The organism is Streptomyces virginiae, assembly GCF_041432505.1.
GTDB lineage: Bacteria > Actinomycetota > Actinomycetes > Streptomycetales > Streptomycetaceae > Streptomyces > Streptomyces virginiae_A.
In genome coordinates, this window is the sequence record NZ_CP107871.1 from 4,673,558 (window position 1) to 4,693,319 (window position 19,762).

At 70.4% G+C, this 19,762-nt stretch carries 16 protein-coding genes; 9 read left to right on the forward strand and 7 right to left on the reverse strand.

All coding sequences use genetic code 11. The features are described 5' to 3' along the window. Positions 1 to 91: 91 nt before the first annotated feature. The gene (locus OG624_RS21850; protein ID WP_371639730.1) at positions 92 to 2,710 is read right to left on the reverse strand and encodes a (Fe-S)-binding protein; all 2,619 of its coding nucleotides are present in this window, start codon (positions 2,708 to 2,710) and stop codon (positions 92 to 94) included. 110 nt (positions 2,711 to 2,820) lie between these two features. After that, entirely contained in the window at positions 2,821 to 3,354 is a 534-nt protein-coding gene (locus OG624_RS21855) for a sugar transferase (protein WP_033215095.1), read from the reverse strand. A gap of 243 nt (positions 3,355 to 3,597) precedes the next feature. Here OG624_RS21855 and dnaK point away from each other — a divergent pair, with 243 nt between their 5' ends. The 4 genes from dnaK to OG624_RS21875 are packed head-to-tail and all read left to right on the forward strand — an operon-like array spanning position 3,598 to position 7,791. Continuing rightward, positions 3,598 to 5,442: a molecular chaperone DnaK gene (gene dnaK / locus OG624_RS21860; protein ID WP_030726592.1), complete on the forward strand. Its 1,845-nt coding sequence runs from the start codon at positions 3,598 to 3,600 to the stop codon at positions 5,440 to 5,442. After that, a complete protein-coding gene (gene grpE / locus OG624_RS21865) occupies positions 5,442 to 6,095 on the forward strand; it encodes a nucleotide exchange factor GrpE (protein WP_030726590.1) in 654 nt (217 codons plus the stop codon). The genes dnaK and grpE overlap by 1 nt, the downstream gene beginning before the upstream one ends. Positions 6,096 to 6,134: 39 nt before the next feature. After that, entirely contained in the window at positions 6,135 to 7,316 is a 1,182-nt protein-coding gene (gene dnaJ, locus OG624_RS21870) for a molecular chaperone DnaJ (RefSeq protein WP_030755698.1), read from the forward strand. A 1-nt stretch (position 7,317) separates the two neighbouring features. Further along, on the forward strand, positions 7,318 to 7,791 hold the full coding sequence (locus OG624_RS21875) for a heat shock protein transcriptional repressor HspR (RefSeq protein WP_030755701.1): 474 nt from the start codon (positions 7,318 to 7,320) through the stop codon (positions 7,789 to 7,791). Positions 7,792 to 7,925: 134 nt separating this feature from the next. On the opposite strand, the gene OG624_RS21880 is transcribed toward OG624_RS21875, so the two are convergent. Further along, on the reverse strand, positions 7,926 to 8,993 hold the full coding sequence (locus OG624_RS21880) for a hypothetical protein (protein ID WP_051762316.1): 1,068 nt from the start codon (positions 8,991 to 8,993) through the stop codon (positions 7,926 to 7,928). Positions 8,994 to 9,379: 386 nt separating this feature from the next. Here OG624_RS21880 and OG624_RS21885 point away from each other — a divergent pair, with 386 nt between their 5' ends. Beyond that, positions 9,380 to 9,661, forward strand: coding sequence for a (2Fe-2S)-binding protein (locus OG624_RS21885; protein ID WP_051762453.1), 282 nt, complete (start codon positions 9,380 to 9,382; stop codon positions 9,659 to 9,661). 134 nt (positions 9,662 to 9,795) lie between these two features. Here OG624_RS21885 and OG624_RS21890 read toward each other — a convergent pair whose 3' ends face one another. Beyond that, entirely contained in the window at positions 9,796 to 10,221 is a 426-nt protein-coding gene (locus OG624_RS21890) for a pyridoxamine 5'-phosphate oxidase family protein (protein ID WP_033214545.1), read from the reverse strand. Positions 10,222 to 10,344: 123 nt separating this feature from the next. Here OG624_RS21890 and clpB point away from each other — a divergent pair, with 123 nt between their 5' ends. Then, complete coding sequence (gene clpB, locus OG624_RS21895; protein ID WP_033214543.1) at positions 10,345 to 12,945, forward strand: ATP-dependent chaperone ClpB; 2,601 nt, start codon at positions 10,345 to 10,347, stop codon at positions 12,943 to 12,945. A gap of 60 nt (positions 12,946 to 13,005) precedes the next feature. Here clpB and OG624_RS21900 read toward each other — a convergent pair whose 3' ends face one another. Continuing rightward, positions 13,006 to 13,470, reverse strand: coding sequence for a hypothetical protein (locus OG624_RS21900; protein WP_033214541.1), 465 nt, complete (start codon positions 13,468 to 13,470; stop codon positions 13,006 to 13,008). Between the two features lie 117 nt (positions 13,471 to 13,587). Between OG624_RS21900 and OG624_RS21905 the strand changes: the two genes are divergently transcribed. Beyond that, positions 13,588 to 14,133, forward strand: a complete 546-nt coding sequence (locus tag OG624_RS21905) for a YbjN domain-containing protein (RefSeq protein ID WP_266352718.1) — start codon at positions 13,588 to 13,590, stop codon at positions 14,131 to 14,133. 3 nt (positions 14,134 to 14,136) lie between these two features. Here the strand turns inward: OG624_RS21905 and OG624_RS21910 are convergent, their stop codons facing one another. Further along, positions 14,137 to 15,327 (reverse strand): glycosyltransferase family 39 protein, encoded by a 1,191-nt coding sequence (locus tag OG624_RS21910; protein WP_352164733.1) that lies wholly within the window; start codon positions 15,325 to 15,327, stop codon positions 14,137 to 14,139. 161 nt (positions 15,328 to 15,488) lie between these two features. Next, positions 15,489 to 16,679: a pyridoxal phosphate-dependent aminotransferase gene (locus OG624_RS21915; RefSeq protein WP_371588154.1), complete on the reverse strand. Its 1,191-nt coding sequence runs from the start codon at positions 16,677 to 16,679 to the stop codon at positions 15,489 to 15,491. Positions 16,680 to 17,432: 753 nt separating this feature from the next. Between OG624_RS21915 and OG624_RS21920 the strand changes: the two genes are divergently transcribed. Both OG624_RS21920 and OG624_RS21925 read left to right on the forward strand, forming a co-directional pair. Further along, positions 17,433 to 17,981 (forward strand): DUF2617 family protein, encoded by a 549-nt coding sequence (locus tag OG624_RS21920; protein ID WP_033214537.1) that lies wholly within the window; start codon positions 17,433 to 17,435, stop codon positions 17,979 to 17,981. 115 nt (positions 17,982 to 18,096) lie between these two features. Beyond that, entirely contained in the window at positions 18,097 to 19,740 is a 1,644-nt protein-coding gene (locus OG624_RS21925; RefSeq protein ID WP_078908943.1) for a polyamine aminopropyltransferase, read from the forward strand. Positions 19,741 to 19,762: the final 22 nt, after the last annotated feature.

The following is a 19,762-nucleotide window of genomic DNA, read 5'->3' on the forward strand; positions in this document are numbered from 1 at the left end:
CTCCCCGCCTGTACGACGGAACGGCCGGTCCCCCGGGTGGGGGACCGGCCGTTCCGGTACTGCGGGTGTCCTGCGTGCTACGGCCTACGGCCTACTTGGTATCGGCCTCGGGCTTGGTCTCCGGCTCGGCCTCCGGCTTGACCTCAACCTCGGGCTTGGCCTCCGCCTCGGCTTCCGGCTTGGCCGCTGCCTCCGCCTCGACCTCGGCCGCCGCTTCCGGCTTGGCCTCCGCCTCGGGCTCGGCTTCCGCCTCGGTTTCTGCCGCAGCCTTCGCCTCGGCTTCCGCCTTGGCCTTCGCCTCGGCTTCCGCCTTGGCCTTCGCCTCGGCTTCCGCCTTGGCCTTCGCCTCGGCTTCCGCCTTGGCCTTCGCCTCGGCTTCCGCCTTGGCCTTCGCCTCGGCTTCCGCCTCCGCCGCGGCCTTCGCGGCAGCTGCCTCCGCCTCGGCCACGGCTGCCGCCTCGGCCTCCGCCGCCAGTGCGGCCAGCTCCTCCTCCGTCGGGCCCGGGGCCTTCACGGAGTCGAGCAGCAGCTGCGCCACGTCGACGACCTGGACGTGTTCCTTCGCCTGGCCGTCGTTCTTCTTGCCGTTCACCGAGTCGGTGAGCATCACGAGGCAGAAGGGGCAGGCGGTGGAGACGATGTCGGGGTTCAGGGACAGGGCCTCGTCGACGCGCTCGTTGTTGATGCGCTTGCCGATCCGCTCCTCCATCCACATCCGCGCGCCACCGGCGCCACAGCAGAAGCCCCGCTCCTTGTGGCGGTGCATCTCCTGCTGGCGCAGGCCCGGGACGGCCGACATGATCTCGCGCGGCGGCGTGTAGACCTTGTTGTGCCGACCCAGGTAGCACGGGTCGTGGTACGTGATCAGGCCGTCGACCGGCGTGACCGGCGTGAGGCGGCCCTCGTCGATCAGGTGCTGCAGCAGCTGCGTGTGGTGGATGACCTCGTACTCGCCGCCCAGCTGCGGGTACTCGTTCGCGATGGTGTTGAAGCAGTGCGGGCAGGTCGAGACGATCCGCTTCGCCGACTTCGGCTTCTTCGTCGACGGGTCGTCGTCGTCCTCGCCGAACGCCATGTTCAGCATGGCGACGTTCTCCTGGCCCAGCTGCTGGAACAGCGGCTCGTTGCCCAGGCGGCGCGGCGAGTCACCGGTGCACTTCTCGTCGCCGCCCATGATCGCGAACTTGACGCCCGCGATGTTCAGCAGTTCCGCGAAGGCCTTCGTGGTCTTCTTGGCCCGGTCCTCCAGGGCGCCGGCGCAGCCGACCCAGTAGAGGTAGTCGAACTCGGAGAGGTCCTCCGCGTCCTTCCCGATGATCGGGACCTCGAAGTCCACCTCCTTGGTCCACTCGACGCGCTGCTTCTTCGCCAGGCCCCAGGGGTTGCCCTTCTTCTCCAGGTTCTTGAGCATCGTGCCCGCCTCCGACGGGAACGCGCTCTCGATCATCACCTGGTAGCGGCGCATGTCGACGATGTGGTCGATGTGCTCGATGTCGACCGGGCACTGCTCCACGCACGCACCGCAGGTGGTGCAGGACCACAGCACGTCCGGGTCGATGACGCCGTTCTCCTCGGCGGTGCCGATCAGCGGGCGCTCGGCCTCCGCGAGAGCGGCGGCCGGGACACCGGCGAGCTGCTCCGCCGTGGCCTTCTCGTTGCCCTCCATGTCCTTGCCGCCACCGGCCAGCAGGTACGGGGCCTTGGCGTGCGCGTGGTCGCGCAGCGACATGATGAGCAGCTTCGGGGACAGCGGCTTGCCCGTGTTCCAGGCCGGGCACTGCGACTGGCAGCGACCGCACTCCGTACACGTGGAGAAGTCGAGGATGCCCTTCCAGGAGAACTGCTCGACCTGGGAGACACCGAAGGAGTCGTCCTCGCCCGGGTCCTCGAAGTCGATCTCCTTGCCGCCCGAAGTCATCGGCTGCAGGGCGCCGAGGGCCGTGGAGCCGTCCGCGTTCCGCTTGAACCAGATGTTCGGGAAGCCGAGGAAGCGGTGCCAGGCGACACCCATGTTGGTGTTGAGGGAGACCGTGATCATCCAGGTGAAGGACGTGACGATCTTGAGTGCCGCGAAGAAGTACGTCAGGTGCTGGAGCGTGCTCAGGCTCAGCCCGTCGAAGGCGGCGATCATCGGGTACGAGGCGAAGAAGCCCGGCTCCCAGCCGTCGACGCCGTGCTGGGCGCCTTCGAGCGCGCGCAGCGTCATGATGCAGATGCCGACGATCAGGATGACGGCCTCGACGAAGTACGCCTGGCCGGTCTTGGAGCCCGTGAAACGGGACTTGCGGCCCGCCCCGCTCGGCCGGTTCAGCTGCCGGATCACGATCAGGGTGACGATGCCGAGCACGGTCATCAGGCCGAGGAACTCGGTGAAGATCTCGTACGGCAGCCAGTCACCGATGATCGGGATCAGCCAGTCGGCCTGGAAGAGCTGGCCGAAGGCGTTGACGATCGTCAGCAGCAGTGAGAAGAAGCCCACCGCCACGAACCAGTGCGCGAAGCCGACGATGCCCCAGCGGTTCATGCGGGTGTGGCCGAGGAACTCCTTGACCAGGGTGATGGTGCGCTGCGTGGGATCGCCGGTGCGCGTGCCCGCGGGCACTGGCTGGCCGAGTCGCACGAAACGGTAGATCTGCACGGTGGCACGGCCGAACAGCGCGACGGCCACCACCGTGATGACCAGCGACACGATGATCGCGGCGAGTTGCATGGAAGGGCTCCTCGGGCGGCACTTACTAAGCGGTAACTTATGAAGTCAAGGCTTGAGGTTACCCATTCCCGACGCCGCAATGTAGCCGAGCGTGCGGTGATCTGTGTCGCTCAGGCGACCCTTTGCCGGTACGCCGCACGCGGAGTCTGCGCCAGGATCGCGAGGTCCATCCCGAGCCAGTGGTTCTCCACATAATGCCGGTCGAGCAGGTCCATCTCCTCCCAGGGGAGGTCCGAACGCGCGCTGACCTGCCACAATCCGGTCATTCCGGGGCGTACGAGCAGTCGTTCGGGGCGGTCGGTACGGGCCTGCGGCCGCGGCCCGACCAGCGACATCTCGCCGCGGATCACGTTCAGCAGTTGCGGGAGGCCGTCGAGGGCGCAGCGGTCCAGTGCCGCGCCGATCCGGCCGGCGCCGTCGTCGGTGCGCAGCCGCCAGGTGCGGAAGGGCCTGCCGCCCAGGCCCGCCGCGACCTCCCGCGCGAACGGGCGGCCGCCCAGCGCCACGTAGAGCAGCCCGGTGATCGCCATGAGCGGCAGGCCGAGGGCTGCGAGCAGTACCACTGCCCCGACCAGGTCGAACACCCGCTTCGCCGGTGGGACGGCGGGGGTCCGTACCCGCGGGGCGGTGAGTGTGAGGGGCATGTCAGCACGCTGCCGCATGCCTCCGGCGGTCTTGCGGTGGCGCGCGGCCACGGTGACCCGTTCGGCCGCCCCTCCGTTGCGGGATCCGAGGCGGAGCCTCAGGGGGCGGCGGCGCCCGAGGCCCCAGGGTTGCGCGTAAGTGCGACCTAAAGGTTGAGCCGACTCGACTCAGCTCTGTTGACGCAAGCGCCGCGATACGGCATGGTTGAGTCTGTTCCACTCAAGTCAGCTGGAGGAATTGAAATGGCACGTGCGGTCGGCATCGACCTGGGCACCACTAACTCCGTCGTCAGCGTTCTGGAAGGCGGCGAGCCCACCGTCATCACCAACGCCGAGGGCGCCAGGACCACGCCGTCCGTCGTCGCCTTCGCCAAGAACGGCGAGGTCCTCGTCGGCGAGGTGGCCAAGCGCCAGGCGGTCACGAACGTGGACCGGACCATCCGCTCCGTCAAGCGCCACATGGGCACTGACTGGAAGATCAACCTGGATGGCAAGGACTTCAACCCGCAGCAGATGAGCGCCTTCATCCTGCAGAAGCTGAAGCGCGACGCCGAGGCGTACCTGGGTGAGAAGGTCACGGACGCGGTCATCACCGTCCCGGCCTACTTCAACGACTCCGAGCGTCAGGCGACGAAGGAGGCCGGCGAGATCGCGGGCCTGAACGTCCTGCGTATTGTCAACGAGCCGACGGCCGCCGCCCTGGCCTACGGCCTCGACAAGGACGACCAGACCATTCTCGTCTTCGACCTCGGTGGCGGCACCTTCGACGTGTCGCTCCTGGAGATCGGCGACGGCGTCGTCGAGGTGAAGGCCACCAACGGTGACAACCACCTCGGTGGTGACGACTGGGACCAGCGCGTCGTCGACTACCTGGTGAAGCAGTTCGCCAACGGTCACGGCGTGGACCTCTCCAAGGACAAGATGGCGCTCCAGCGTCTGCGCGAGGCCGCCGAGAAGGCGAAGATCGAGCTGTCCTCCTCCACGGAGACCACGATCAACCTGCCCTACATCACGGCTTCCGCCGAGGGCCCGCTGCACCTGGACGAGAAGCTCACGCGCGCCCAGTTCCAGCAGCTGACCGCGGACCTGCTCGACCGCTGCAAGACCCCGTTCCACAACGTCATCAAGGACGCCGGCATCGCGCTGTCCGAGATCGACCACGTGGTCCTGGTCGGTGGCTCCACCCGCATGCCGGCCGTCGCCGAGCTCGTCAAGGAGCTCACCGGCGGTCAGGACGCCAACAAGGGCGTCAACCCGGACGAGGTCGTCGCCATCGGCGCCACCCTCCAGGCCGGTGTGCTCAAGGGTGAGGTCAAGGACGTCCTGCTCCTCGACGTGACCCCGCTGTCCCTCGGTATCGAGACCAAGGGCGGCATCATGACCAAGCTCATCGAGCGCAACACCACGATCCCGACCAAGCGGTCCGAGATCTTCACGACGGCCGAGGACAACCAGCCGTCCGTGCAGATCCAGGTCTACCAGGGCGAGCGCGAGATCGCGGCGTACAACAAGAAGCTCGGCATGTTCGAGCTGACGGGCCTGCCCCCGGCCCCGCGTGGCGTCCCGCAGATCGAGGTCTCCTTCGACATCGACGCGAACGGCATCATGCACGTCACGGCCAAGGACCTCGGCACGGGCAAGGAGCAGAAGATGACCGTCACCGGCGGCTCCTCGCTCGGCAAGGACGAGGTCGACCGCATGCGCCAGGAGGCGGAGCAGTACGCGGACGAGGACCTGCGCCGCAAGGAGGCGGCCGAGTCCCGCAACCAGGGCGAGCAGCTCGTCTACCAGACGGAGAAGTTCGTCAAGGACAACGAGGACAAGGTCCCGGCCGACGTCAAGACCGAGGTCGAGTCCGCCGTCGCCGAGCTGAAGGAATCGCTCAAGGGCGAGGACACGGCCGAGATCCGCACCGCGACGGAGAAGCTCGCCGCGGTCAGCCAGAAGCTCGGCCAGGCCATCTACGCCGACGCGCAGGCCGCCCAGGCCGCCGGTGGCGCCGGTGACGCGGGCCAGGCCAAGGCCGACGACGACGTCGTCGACGCCGAGATCGTCGACGACGAGAAGCCGAAGGGCGGCGCTGCCTGATGTCGGAGGAGACCCCGGGCTTCGACGAGAAGCCCGAAGTCCCCGACGCCGGTCAGAACGACGCCGAGCCGAAGGCCGCCGACTCCGCCAAGGAGGAGGCGGCGGCCCCGGCCGGGGACGCAAGCCAGGACGTGGCTCTGCTGGCGCAGCTGGACCAGGCCCGCACCGCGCTCTCCGAGCGCACCGCGGACCTCCAGCGGCTCCAGGCCGAGTACCAGAACTACCGCCGCCGGGTGGAGCGGGACCGGATCACCGTCAAGGAGATCGCGGTCGCGTCCCTCCTGACGGAACTGCTCCCGACCCTGGACGACATCGGCCGGGCGCGGGAGCATGGCGAGCTGGTCGGCGGCTTCAAGTCGGTGGCCGAATCGCTGGAGACCGTCGCCGCGAAGATGGGCCTGCAGCAGTTCGGCAAGGAGGGCGAGCCCTTCGACCCGACGATCCACGAGGCCCTGATGCACTCGTACGCGCCGGACATCACGGAGGACACCTGCGTGGCGATCCTTCAGCCGGGGTACCGGATCGGCGAGCGTACGATCCGTCCCGCACGGGTCGCGGTGGCCGAGCCCCAGCCGGGCGCGGCCCCCAAGTCCGAGTCCGCGGAGGGCGAAGCGCCGGACGGCTTGGACGCGGATGCCCCCGACAAGGGCTGATGCACCACACGTAGAAACACGAGAGGAGGGACACCGGGGATGAGCACGAAGGACTTCGTCGAGAAGGACTACTACAAGGTCCTCGGTGTCCCGAAGGACGCCACCGAGGCCGAGATCAAGAAGGCGTACCGGAAGCTCGCACGCGAGTACCACCCGGACGCCAACAAGGGCGACGCCTCCGCCGAGGAGCGCTTCAAGGAGATCTCCGAGGCGAACGACATCCTCGGCGACGCCAAGAAGCGCAAGGAGTACGACGAGGCGCGCGCCCTGTTCGGCAACGGTGGCTTCCGCCCCGGGCCGGGCGGCGGCGGCTCGTTCAACTTCGACCTCGGCGACCTCTTCGGGGGTCAGCAGCAGGGCGCCGGCCAGGCCGGCGGCTTCGGCGGCGGCCTGGGTGACGTCTTCGGCGGCCTCTTCAACCGCGGCGCCGGCCCGGGTACGGGCACCCGTACCCAGCCGCGCCGCGGCCAGGACATCGAGTCGGAGGTCACCCTCTCCTTCACGGAGGCGGTGGACGGGGCCACGGTCCCGCTCCGGATGTCCTCCCAGGCCCCCTGCAAGGCCTGTTCGGGCACCGGCGACAAGAACGGCACCCCCCGGGTGTGCCCGACCTGTGTCGGCACCGGCCAGGTCTCGCGGGGCAGCGGCGGTGGCTTCTCGCTGACCGACCCGTGTGCGGACTGCAAGGGCCGCGGCCTGATCGCGGAGACCCCCTGCGACGTCTGCAAGGGCAGCGGGCGTGCCCGTAGCTCCCGCACGATGCAGGTCCGGATCCCGGCGGGCGTCTCCGACGGCCAGCGGATCCGGCTGCGCGGCAAGGGCGCTCCGGGCGAGCGCGGCGGTCCCGGCGGTGACCTCTACGTGGTCGTGCACGTCGGTTCCCACCCGGTGTTCGGCCGCAAGGACGACAACCTGACGGTGACCGTGCCCGTGACGTTCGCGGAGGCGGCGCTGGGGGCCGACATCAAGGTCCCGACCTTGAACGGCCCCTCGGTGACGCTGAAGCTGCCGCCGGGCACCCCCAACGGGCGCACCATGCGGGCCCGCGGCAAGGGAGCGGTCCGCAAGGACGGCACCCGCGGCGACCTGCTGGTCACGGTGGAGGTCGCGGTCCCGACCGAGCTGTCCGACAAGGCCCGCGAGGCCCTGGAGATGTACCGCGAGGCGACGGAGTCGCAGGACCCGCGCTCCGCGCTGTTCGAGTCCGCGAAGGGAGCATGACATGGACGGCCGCCGACGACAGTCCTCCCGTCTGGGAAGTGGTGCCTACCAACTCACCGACGAGACTCCGGTCTATGTGATCTCGGTGGCCGCCCAGCTCTCCGGTCTGCATCCGCAGACCCTCCGCCAGTACGACCGTCTCGGCCTGGTCTCCCCGGACCGTACGGCCGGCCGCGGCCGGCGCTATTCGGCCCGTGACATCGAACTGCTCCGTACGGTGCAGGCGTTGTCGCAGGACGAGGGCATCAACCTGGCGGGCATCAAGCGCATCATCGAACTGGAGAACCAGGTCGCCGCGCTCCAGCAGCGCGTGGCCGAGCTCGCCGCGGCCGTGGACGGGGCTGCGGCCACGCTGCAGGCCCGCGAGGCCCAGGTGCACGCCTCGTACCGGCGCGACCTGGTCCCGTACCAGCCCCCGCAGCCGGGCAGTGCCCTGGTCGTCTGGCGGCCCAGCCCCAAGCGCCCGATGGACTGACCGGCAGCCCGGTCCCCCGTCCCGCACACCCGCAGGCCCCGCCCCTCCCAGGGCGGGGCCTGCGGGCTTTCGGGGCCTTCGCGGCCCGCGCGCCTCTCGGAGCGCCCGCGGAGTCCCAGGAGCCCTGAGGGCCCTCAGAGGCCTTCCGGGTCCGGCTCGTGGTCCGGATGTCCGTCGGCGTCCTGGTCCGGGCCCGAGGGCCGGCCCAGGATGCCCGCCTGGGCGATGAGGTAGCCGAGCTGGGCGCGGCTGCCGCTGCCGAGGGTGGTGGCGAGCTTGGCGATGTGCGCCCGGCAGGTGCGGACGTTCATGCCGAGGCGGCGCGCGATGGCCTCGTCGACGTGGCCCTCGATCAGGAGCTGGGCGATGGTCCGCTGCACGCCGGAGATCCCGCCGGGGGTGCTGCGGTACGTCACTTCCTCCTGGAGCGGCACGGCCCGGTGCCACAACTGCTCGAAGACCTTGATGAGGTAGTCGACCAGGCCCGGGTGGCGCAGTTCCAGGGCGACCCGACGGTCGTCGCTCACCGGGATGAAGGCGACCGTGCGGTCGAAGATGATCAGGCGCTCTATCAGCTCTTCGAGGGTGCGGATCTCCACCTTGCCCGTCGAGATCCGCTCCACGTAGGCCAACGTGCCCTGGCTGTGCCGCGCCGTGTGTTGGTACAGGGTCCGTATGCTGACCCCGCGGTCGATCAGCGGCTGGTCGCGTTCCAGGGCCTGGGTGAGGGCCAGGGAGGGTCGGGCGCCGCCCGGCTGGACCGTCAGCACCTCGGTGTGACATTCGGCCGTCGCGAGGTTCAGGGCGGCGTTGATCTGTTCGAAGCCCTCCAGCACCGTGATGGCGTGGGTGTTGGCCGGGCTCTGTGCGCTGATGGCGAGGAAAGGCTCGAAAGTGTCGGTGAGATCTACAGCGCTGCGTCGGCGGTCCTGGATCTCGCGTTCAATCGGATGGAGCCGTTGAGCCAAAGCTACGGCTGGCGGAACCGGACGGAGCTGGTTCGCGTCATCCGGGTCGGGCTGCAGAAGAGCGAATTCAAGCAGGCAGGGGGCGTTCTGGATCTCGCCCCGGGCGATCCGGCCGGTGCTCAACGCGGTCGCGTAGAGCCGCGTCCCCTCGGCACACATGGACGTCACAGGGTGGGGATGTGTCGCCATTGTCTCGTTTCGCGTCAAATCTCCACCCCCCAGGGTCCTGAACATGCAAGAACATGATGCATCGTCCCTGTGGCATTGACGTGCCTGAATGAGCCATCGTCTGTCACGCGGGGGAGAGGATTCCATCAAGTGAGGACGAAGCCGACCATGTACAAGAGAATGCTTCGCTCGGTGCTTGCCATAGTTTTCTCCGCCGTTGCGGTTTTTGGGGCAGTCAGCGCCGTCGAAAGTGACGCGGGGAGCGCTAGGGACGGTCAGGGCACGAGCCTGACGAGCACGGACGACACGGGCTGGACCACGGCGCCCGCGGGTAAGTACGCGGACACCGGCTGGACCAGCCACCAGCTGGGCGGGAGCGGCGATACGGGTTGGACCGACGCCCCTGTGACGGTGTCCGCGTGACCCCCGACGACCGCGGCTTCCGCCGCGAGATGGCCTCGGCCTACCGGTCGGGCTGGCAGTTCATCGATCTCGCCACGGCCATCCCCCACCCTGGCGACTCGTTGATGGTCACCCTGTTCGGTCAACCGATCGTCGTCGTGCGCGAGGAGGACGAGGACGTACGTGCCTACCGGTGCCTGCGCCGCCCGCGGGGCGCGCCGCAGCCCGTCCGCTGCGAGGTGCGCTACGGAATGGTCTTCGTCAATCTCGATCAGCGGGACCACCAGCTCTTCGAACCCGATATCACCACCGCCACCCCCCGCAGTGCCTGACGCGATTCCCCCGTCGTTCCAGATCGCTCAGGCGCTACCCCCACACAACGGCGCCATCGTGGACCTGACCACGATGGCGCCGTTGTGATGTCCACGTCCAGTGCCTGAACCGGACAAGATGAAGCATCAACGGCTTACGCGCGCCCCATGGCCCGGTCCAGGGTGATCTCCATGACGACCCGGTCGGGATTGGGTGACGGGGTGCGCCCGTAGCGCTCCGCGTAGCGCGCCACCGCGTCGGCGACCGACGCCTCGTCCGTGCGGATCACCGCACGGCCCTCCAGCGTGGCCCAGCGGCGCCCTTCCATCTGGCAGACCGCGACCCGCGCGCCCACCTCCCCCGCCTCGGCCTGCGCTTCCTGCGCCGCCAGGATGTTGCGCACCTTCTTGCTGTGCCGGTTGCTGATCACCCGGGCCAGGCCGGCCTCCGGGTCGTACGTCACCCCCACCGGCACCACGTGGGGCGTGCCGTCGGGGCGCGGGGTGGTCAAGGTGCAGACGTGCCGCTCCCGCCAGAAGGCGAGGTACTCGGGCGTCGGGTTGAGTACGTCATGGGACATGGCCCGAAGGGTACGGCCCGATCGTGGCCTCATCTGCCTTGAGTGGAATAGACTCAACTTTGCATACGCTGACATTGTCAGTGTTGTTGTCGGAGCTACCCCTTGGGGAGAGGAGAGGACACCGTGGACGCCGAGCTGACCAACAAGAGCCGGGACGCGCTGAACGCGGCCACCAGCAGGGCCGTCAAGGACGGCCACGCGGATCTGACTCCCGCGCACCTCCTGCTGGCCCTCCTCGCCGGCGAGGACAACGAGAACGTCGTCGACCTGCTGGTCGCCACCGACGCCGACCAGGCCGCCGTGCGGACCGGAGCCGAGCGGCTGCTCGCCGCCCTGCCCAGCGTCACCGGCTCCACGGTCGCGCCCCCGCAGCCCACCCGCGAACTGCTCGCCGTACTCGCCGAGGCGGACGCGGAGGCCGGCAAGCTCGGCGACGACTACCTCTCCACCGAACACCTCCTCATCGCCGTCGCCGCCAAGGGCGGCGCGGCCGGCGAGGTCCTTTCCACCCAGGGCGCGACGGCGAAGAAGCTGCTCGACGCCTTCGAGAACGCACGAGGAGGACGGCGGGTGACCACCCCCGATCCCGAGGGCCAGTACAAGGCCCTGGAGAAGTTCGGAACCGACTTCACGGCAGCCGCGCGTGAGGGCAAGCTCGACCCGGTCATCGGCCGTGACCAGGAGATCCGGCGCGTCGTGCAGGTGCTCTCGCGCCGTACGAAGAACAACCCCGTGCTCATCGGCGAGCCCGGCGTCGGCAAGACCGCCGTCGTCGAGGGCCTGGCCCAGCGCATCGTCAAGGGCGACGTCCCCGAGTCCCTGAAGAACAAGCGGCTCGTCTCCCTGGACCTCGGCGCGATGGTCGCCGGTGCCAAGTACCGCGGCGAGTTCGAGGAGCGGCTGAAGACCGTACTCGCGGAGATCAAGTCCAGCGACGGCCAGATCATCACCTTCATCGACGAGCTGCACACCGTCGTCGGCGCGGGCGCCGGCGGCGACTCCGCCATGGACGCGGGCAACATGCTCAAGCCCATGCTGGCCCGCGGCGAGCTGCGGATGGTCGGCGCGACCACCCTCGACGAGTACCGCGAGCGGATCGAGAAGGACCCGGCGCTGGAGCGGCGCTTCCAGCAGGTGCTGGTCGCCGAGCCGTCCGTCGAGGACACGATCGCGATCCTGCGCGGGCTCAAGGGCCGCTACGAGGCCCACCACAAGGTCGTCATCAACGACAGCGCGCTGGTGGCCGCCGCGACCCTCTCCGACCGGTACATCACCTCCCGCTTCCTCCCCGACAAGGCCATCGACCTCGTCGACGAGGCCGCGTCCCGGCTGCGCATGGAGATCGACTCCTCCCCGCTGGAGATCGACGAGCTCCAGCGTTCCGTGGACCGCCTGCGGATGGAGGAGCTGGCCCTGAAGAACGAGTCCGACCCGGCCTCCATCGAGCGCCTGGAGAAGATCCGCAAGGACCTCGCGGACCGCGAGGAGGAGCTGCGCGGACTGACCGCCCGCTGGGAGAAGGAGAAGCAGTCCCTCAACCGGGTCGGTGAGCTGAAGGAGCGCCTGGACGACCTGCGCGGCCAGGCCGAGCGTGCCCAGCGCGACGGCGACTTCGACACCGCGTCCAAGCTGCTCTACGGGGAGATCCCGACCCTGGAGCGCGAGCTGGCCGAGGCCACGGAGGAGGAGGCGGAGGCCTCCAAGACCGGAAGCTCCAAGGACTCCATGGTCAAGGACGAGGTCGGTCCCGACGACATCGCCGACGTGGTGGGCGCCTGGACCGGCATTCCGGCCGGCCGACTGCTGGAGGGCGAGACCCAGAAGCTGCTCCGGATGGAGGACGAGCTGGGCCGCCGGCTGATCGGCCAGGGCGAGGCCGTACGGGCCGTCTCGGACGCCGTACGCCGCACCCGGGCCGGTATCGCCGACCCGGACCGCCCGACCGGCTCCTTCCTCTTCCTCGGCCCGACGGGCGTGGGCAAGACGGAGCTGGCCAAGGCCCTCGCCGACTTCCTCTTCGACGACGAGCGGGCCATGGTCCGCATCGACATGTCGGAGTACGGCGAGAAGCACAGCGTGGCCCGGCTCGTCGGCGCCCCGCCCGGCTACGTCGGCTACGAGGAGGGCGGCCAGCTCACCGAGGCCGTGCGCCGGCGCCCGTACAGCGTGGTGCTCCTGGACGAGGTGGAGAAGGCCCACCCCGAGGTCTTCGACGTCCTGCTGCAGGTCCTGGACGACGGCCGGCTCACGGACGGCCAAGGCCGGACCGTGGACTTCCGCAACGCCATCCTGATCCTGACCTCGAACCTGGGCAGCCAGTTCCTGGTGGATCCGCTGACCCCGCCGGAGCAGAAGAAGCAGCAGGTCCTGGACGTGGTGCGGGCCTCCTTCAAGCCGGAGTTCCTCAACCGGCTGGACGACCTGGTGGTCTTCTCCGCGCTGACCCGGGACGAGCTCGCGCACATTGCGGAGCTCCAGATCGGCCGCCTGGCCCGGCGCCTGGCCGACCGCCGGCTGACCCTGGACGTCACGCCGGAGGCCCTGGCCTGGCTGGCCGACAAGGGCAACGACCCGGCGTACGGCGCCCGGCCGTTGCGCCGCCTGATCCAGACGGCGATCGGCGACCGCCTGGCGAAGGAGATCCTCTCCGGCGAGGTCCGGGACGGCGACACCGTACGGGTCGACGTGGCGGGCGAGGACCTGCTGGTCGGCAAGGCGCTCTGAGCGGGGCGGCCGCGGGCCGCTCGGCTCGCCTCAGGAGGCCTCGGCAGACCTCGGGTCGCCTCAGGACGCGTCGAAGCGGACCTTCGCGGTCGTCCCGACCTCCGGAGTGATCCGCAGCCGCAGCCCGGCCGCCCGGCCGGGCTGCGGCGCGTCGTGGGCCAGGGTGAAGCAGCCCTCGCTCTCCGGGTCGTAGTTCTCCGGATGGGGCCCCGGGCAGGCGACCCGCTCCGGAGTCTTCGGGAAGGACGCGACCCAGGCCTCGACATCGGCGTGCTCCATGCGGAACGTGCCGAGGACCGTCGCCCGGCCGTCCGCCGTCGCGCTGCGGTCGCACCTCCCGTCCCGGAAGTCCGCCGGCGGGGCCATCCGGGCGAACGCCAGGACCTCCGCGCAGTCGGCCGTCCCCCGGGGCCCGTCGGGGTCGTCCGGATCCCCCACGACCGACCACAGCACCGCGGCTCCCACGGCGACGCCGACGGCCACCGCCACCCCCAGGACCGGCTTCGACGCACCGCGCGTGACCATGCATTCCCCTTACTCGGTTCTTACTCGTTCCGCCCGGAGCGGATCGTACGTGCGGGGCTGGACACAAGGTGGGCGCGATGGGGGAGGATGCAGGTATCCGCACGAAGGGAAAACACGGTGAGCATCGACCCGGCCTCGATTCCGAACTTCGGAGGGCAGCAGCCCGATCCGCAGGCCACAGGACCGGCGGGCCCCGTCGTCCCCGACCAGGATCTGGTCAAGCAGCTGCTGGAGCAGATGGAGCTCAAGTACGTCGTCGACGACGAGGGTGACCTCGCGGCGCCGTGGGAGGAGTTCCGCACGTACTTCATGTTCCGCGGCGAGGACGAGCAGCAGGTCTTCTCGGTGCGGACCTTCTACGACCGTCCGCACAAGATCGACGAGAAGCCGCAGCTTCTCGAGTCGATCGACGACTGGAACCGCCGCACCCTGTGGCCGAAGGTCTACAGCCACACGCACGACGACGGCTCGGTCCGTCTGATCGGTGAGGCGCAGATGCTGATCGGCACCGGCGTCAACCTGGAGCACTTCGTGTCCTCCACGGTCAGCTGGGTCCGCGCGTCCATCGAGTTCGACAAGTGGCTCGTCGAGCAGCTCGGCCTGGAGCAGGACATCGACTCCACCGACGGCGACGACGACAGCGACGGCGACAGCAACAACTAGCCGTTACAGCGGTACGCGGGCGATGAGCAGCAGATACAGCCCGTAGCCGTAACCGAGCCCGGCCACCACCACGGTCACCATGACCGCGGTGCGGGGCCGGGCTCTCGCCATGACGGCGGCCATCGGCAGGAGCAGCGGGAAGGCCGGCAGCAGGAAGCGCGGCTTGGACTCGAAGAAGCCGGCCCCGCCGAAGCCGATGACCAGCAGGACCGCGGTGTAGGCGAGCAGCGGCAGCGGGGTGCGGTCCAGGAGCAGTGGTATCGCCAGCAGCCCGGCCACGGCCAGCAGGACCACCGTCACGGTGGTGGCGAGCGGCACGTGCCCGCCGGTCACCACCCGCTCGGCGGAGCGCAGCGCCCCGACGCCGAAATCGAAGCGGGAGCCCCAGCCGCGCTGCACGGCGAAGTAGCCGCCGAAGGGGTCGCCCACCTTCACACCGACGGCCAGGACGTACGCCGTCCAGCCCGCCGGAGCCACCAGCCCGGCCAGCCACACCTCGGGTGCCCGGGATCTTCGTACGAGGACGGCGTGCAGGGCCACGACCGAGACGGCGGCCGCGACGGCCAGCCCGGTGGGCCGGGTCAGCCCGGCCAGGACGGCGAGACCGGCGGCCCACAGCCAGCGGCCGCGCAGCAGGGCGTACAGCGCCCAGGCGGCGAAGGCGGCCAGCAGGGCCTCGGTGTAGGCGAGGGTGAGGACCACCGCGTGCGGCAGCGCCGCCCACAGCCCCACGAGCAGCAGCCCGGCGCGCGGGCCGATCACCCGCTCCCCGACCCGGTAGATCCCGAGGGCGGCCGCGGCGGCGGAGACCCAGGCGACGAGGAGCGCGGCGGGGACCGTCCCGCCGGGCAGTATCGCGGAGACGAGGCGTATCAGGGTGGGGTAGAGCGGGAAGAAGGCGTAGTCGCTCTGCACGGGCCCGGTCCCGGTGGCGATCTCGGGCCACATCAGGGTCCGCCCGTAGCCGTGGGCGGCGATCCGCAGGTACCAGTCCGAGTCCCAGGACCTGCCGAGCACCTTCAGCGGATCCCGCCCGGCCCACCAGGCCCCGAGGCCGAGCACCAGCACTCCGGCCCCGCGCACGGCGGCGAACACCCCGAGCGCGATCACCGTGGTCGGCGCGGCCGAGCGCACGGCCCGGACCGCGCGCATCTCCAGCGGCGACGCGGACACGCCGGCTCTGCCCGTTGCCATCGATCCCCCGACTTTCCCGCTCCAGGTGGTCCGCTCACCCGGCGGTGAGGGCTTCGGGCACGCGCACGACGCACAGCTTCACACCGCCCCCACAACCCCGCAAGGACGCGGGATGTCCGTTGTCGGAACGGCCCGTCCGACCGCGATCCCCGGGGCCGCGGTCAGAGCCGGCGCAGCCGCTCGGCGGCCTCGCGCAGGACGTCCTCGCGCTTGCAGAACGCCCAGCGGACCTGGGTGGCGCCCGCGCTCCTGTCGTCGTAGAAGACCTGGTTCGGGATGGCGACCACGCCGCAGCGGTCCGGCAGGGCGCGGCAGAAGGCGAGGCCGTCCTTCTCGCCGAGCGGGGTGATGTCGGTGGTGATGAAGTACGTGCCCCGGGGGCGGAAGACCTCGAAGCCGGCCGCCGCGAGGCCGTCGGCGAGGATGTCGCGCTTGGCGGCCAGGTCGGCGCGGAGGGTGTCGTAGTAGCTGTCGGGGAGGGCGAGGGCCTCGGCGATCGCGTACTGGAAGGGGCCCGAGGAGACGTAGGTCAGGAACTGCTTCACCGAGCGGACCGCCGTGATCAGCTCCGGGGAGGCGGTGATCCAGCCGACCTTCCAGCCCGTGAACGAATAGGTCTTCCCGGCCGAGGAGATGGTGACCGTGCGCTCGCGCATGCCCGGGAGGCCGGCCAGGGGCGTGTGGGCGCCCTCGAAGACCAGGTGCTCGTACACCTCGTCCGTGACGACCAGCAGGTCGCGCTCGACGGCCAGCTCGGCGATCGCCGTGAGTTCGGCCGGCGTCAGGACGGTACCCGTCGGGTTGTGCGGGGTGTTCAGGAGCAGCAGGCGGGTGCGCGGGGTGACGGCGGCGCGCAGTTCGTCCAGGTCGAGGGTGAAGGCCCCGGCGTGCGGGCGCAGGGTGACGGGTACGCGTACCGCGCCGGCCATGGCGATGCAGGCCGCGTACGAGTCGTAGTACGGCTCCAGGGCGATGACCTCGTCGCCCGGCTCCAGGAGGGCGAGGAGGGAGGCGGCGATGGCCTCCGTGGCACCGGCCGTGACGAGGACCTCGGTGTCGGGGTCGTGGGCGAGACCGTAGAAGCGCTGCTGGTGCGCGGCGATCGCGGTGCGCAGCTCGGGGACGCCCGGCCCCGGCGGGTACTGGTTGCCGAGTCCCGTGAGGATCGCGCGGGAGGCCGCCTCGGCGATCTGCGCCGGGCCGTCGGTGTCGGGGAACCCTTGGCCGAGGTTGATCGAACCGGTGCGCGTGGCCAGCGCCGACATCTCCGCGAAGATCGTCGTGCCGAAGGCCGCCAGACGGCGGTTCAGGAAGGGGCGGTCGCTGCTCACGGGAGTGCTCATGGTCGTCATCCTGAGGGCAACCTCTGGACTTCCTCAAGTGTGCTTTGGGTCGCGCGGCCCGGGGGCATTCCCCCTTCACGCGGGACGCGGGGATCCCGCTCCCCCGGGAAGACCGGGGCGTGAGAGAGGTGGCGGACATGGGGTTCGTCTTCGTTGTGTTCCTGCTCATCGTCGCGGTGTTCCTCTTTACGAAGCTGGGCCGGTCGTCCATGAGGCGCGGTTCGGCCCGCCGCGGCGGGCGCCGCAGCCACCGCAGCTGGTGGTCGGGTGACGGCGGTGGTGACTCGGGGGGTGGCTGCGGGTCCTCCTCGTCGTGCGGGGGATCGTCCTCCTCGTGCGGCGGCGGTGGCGGCGGGTGCGGTGGCGGGTCCAGCTGACACCGGGCACCGTGGATCGGGCACCGTCGGGCACGCGCCCGGTACTCGCCGAGCGGCGTGCCCGGCATCCGCGCGGCACCGCGTGGACGAGGGCGTTCGACGGTCCGACTGCCGTCCTGCGCCCTCTCGTTCGCCGATGCATGACGACGCGCGGGACGCAACCTGTTGAACACGTGAACTGCGGAGCCCCCGGGGGGATGTAAACCCCGTCAAGTTGGGTAAAAACGCTGTGAGTGCCGTGCCTTTCATGATTCCCTCGGTTGAGTAGACCAGTCCTCGGACCTCCCGGGACTTCCTGTGGACCCGTGCCGGTTTCCCCCCACCCGTGCTTGCTACCGCTGGCGGGCCCCGGCCCATCTCCCTCGCGCGTTTGCGGAGCCGACTCATGCTCACGACCCTCCAGACCTCATACACCGACACGCGTGCCGCCGATCTCGCCTGGGCCCTGGGTCGGGACCGGTTGCCCGCCCTGGCCGTACTGAACCTCGAACTTTCGGGGGCGAAAGTGGAGTTGCGCCTGCTCGGGGCGTCCCACCAGGTGCTCCTGGAGGAGGGGGAGGTGCTCTGCTCGGAGACCGTCGCCTGTATGCCCGGCAGCAGTACGCCGCTGCCGCTCGGCGTGGCCAAGCGGGTGGGCGACTGGGAGTACGAGTTCGCCGCGCGGGTCGAGACCCTCTCCCGCGGCTCCTTCGCCGGGCGGGCCCAGGAGTTGCTCGCACTGGTGGCGGATCACCCGAACGGACTAGCGGGGACCTTTCCCGGAAGTCCGCACGCCTTCACCGCCATGCTCGCTCAGCGTTACGAGGGTCAGGTGCGTTGGCGGACCTGGCACGCGTACCCGCAGGAGGGCCAGCTGGTGGCCACCCGCACGCGGGTGGGCGTGCGGATCGGCGCGCCCGCGGCGGCGGCCCTGGAAACGCCCGCGCTGCTGTAGCGGGCGCCGGGGCGCGATTATCCCGCCACGGTTACGCCAACTGGCGGGATCAGTACGTCACTTGCACCCATGTGGGTGACCGGATGTGAGTGGGTGGTGACGTACGGTTCGCTTCATGATCGACCGTTCCGTCCCGCGCCGGGTACTCCCGGCCCCGGAGCCGCGGGGCGCCGCGACCGTCCCGGCCGCCCTGCCCGTACGGCCCCGGACCGGCCGACTCCTCGTCCTGGCCACCGTGTTCATCTGCGCCGCCTGCGGGCTCGTGTACGAGCTGGAGCTGCTCGCCCTCGGCACCTACCTCATCGGCGACTCCGTCACCCAGGCGTCGGTCGTGCTGTCCGTCATGGTCTTCGCCATGGGAGTCGGCTCCCTGCTCGCCAAGCGCTTCCGCCACCGGCCCGCCTTCGGCTTCGGCGCCATCGAGGCCGGGCTGGCCCTGCTCGGCGGGCTGTCGGCCATAGCGCTGTACGCGAGCTTCGCCTGGCTGGGGGAGTCCCGCCCCGCGCTCGTCGGCTTCTCCTTCGCCATCGGGGTGCTCATCGGCGCCGAGATCCCGCTGCTGATGGTCCTCATCCAGCGGATCCGCAGACAGGACGCGGGCGGGGCCGTCGCCGACCTGTTCGCCGCCGACTACGTGGGCGCCCTGGTCGGCGGCCTCGCCTTCCCCTTCCTGCTGCTTCCGATGCTCGGCCAGCTCACCGGCGCCATGGTCACCGGCACCGTCAACGTGATCGTCGGCGGTGGGCTGGTCCTGTGGCTGTTCCGCCGGGACCTGAGCAGACGCTGCCGCTGGCTGCTGATCGGCGCGAACGTGACCGTCCTGGCCGTGCTCGCCTCCGCGACCGTCCTCGCCGACGACTTCGAGCGCAACGCCCGGCGCGCCGTCTACGGCGGGGAGGTGCGGGTCGCCGTCCGGACCGAGGTGCAGGAGCTGGTGCTCACCGGCCCGCCGACCGGCTCCCCGCGCTCCCTCGACCTCTACCTGGACGGCCGGCTACGGGTCAGCGGCTACGACGAGTACCGCTACCACGAGGCCCTGGTCCACCCCGCGATGACCGGCCCGCACACCCGCGTCCTGGTCCTCGGCGGCGGCGACGGACTCGCCGCGCGCGAGGTGCTCCGCTACCGGGACGTCTCCTCCGTCACCGTCGTCGAACTCGACCCCGGCGTGGTCGCTCTCGCCCGCACCGATCCGATGCTCTCCGCGCTCAACGCCCGGGTGTACGAGGACCCACGGCTGGCCGTCGTCACGCAGGACGCCTTCCGCTGGCTGCGGGGACCGGCCTCCGGCGACCGCTTCGACGTCATCGTCTCCGACCTCCCCGACCCGGGCATCACCCCCAGCACGAAGCTGTACTCGCAGGAGTTCTACGGGCTGGCCGCGCGGGCCCTGCGCCCCGGGGGCCGCATCGCCGTGCACGCCGGACCGATGACCACGCGCCCGCATGCCTACTGGACCGTCGACTCCACCCTCCGCGCGGCCGGCCTGCGCACCGCCCCCTACAGCGCGGGCGGCCGCCTCGCGGGCTTCGCCGCAGGGCCCGACCGCACCCCCCACGGCGCGACCGACGTACCGCCGCAGGACTGGGGCTTCGTCCTGGCCGCCCGGGACCAGGACCCGCCGCTGCGCGTGGACCGCGACACGCCCGCGCTGCGCTCGCTCTCGACCCGCTCCCTGCAGGACGCCGCACGCGACGCGGAACGCACCCGGGTGCCCGGACTCCCCCCGTCGACCCTGCCGCACCCGCGGTATTCGTGACCCGGTGCGGGTCTCGTCGGTA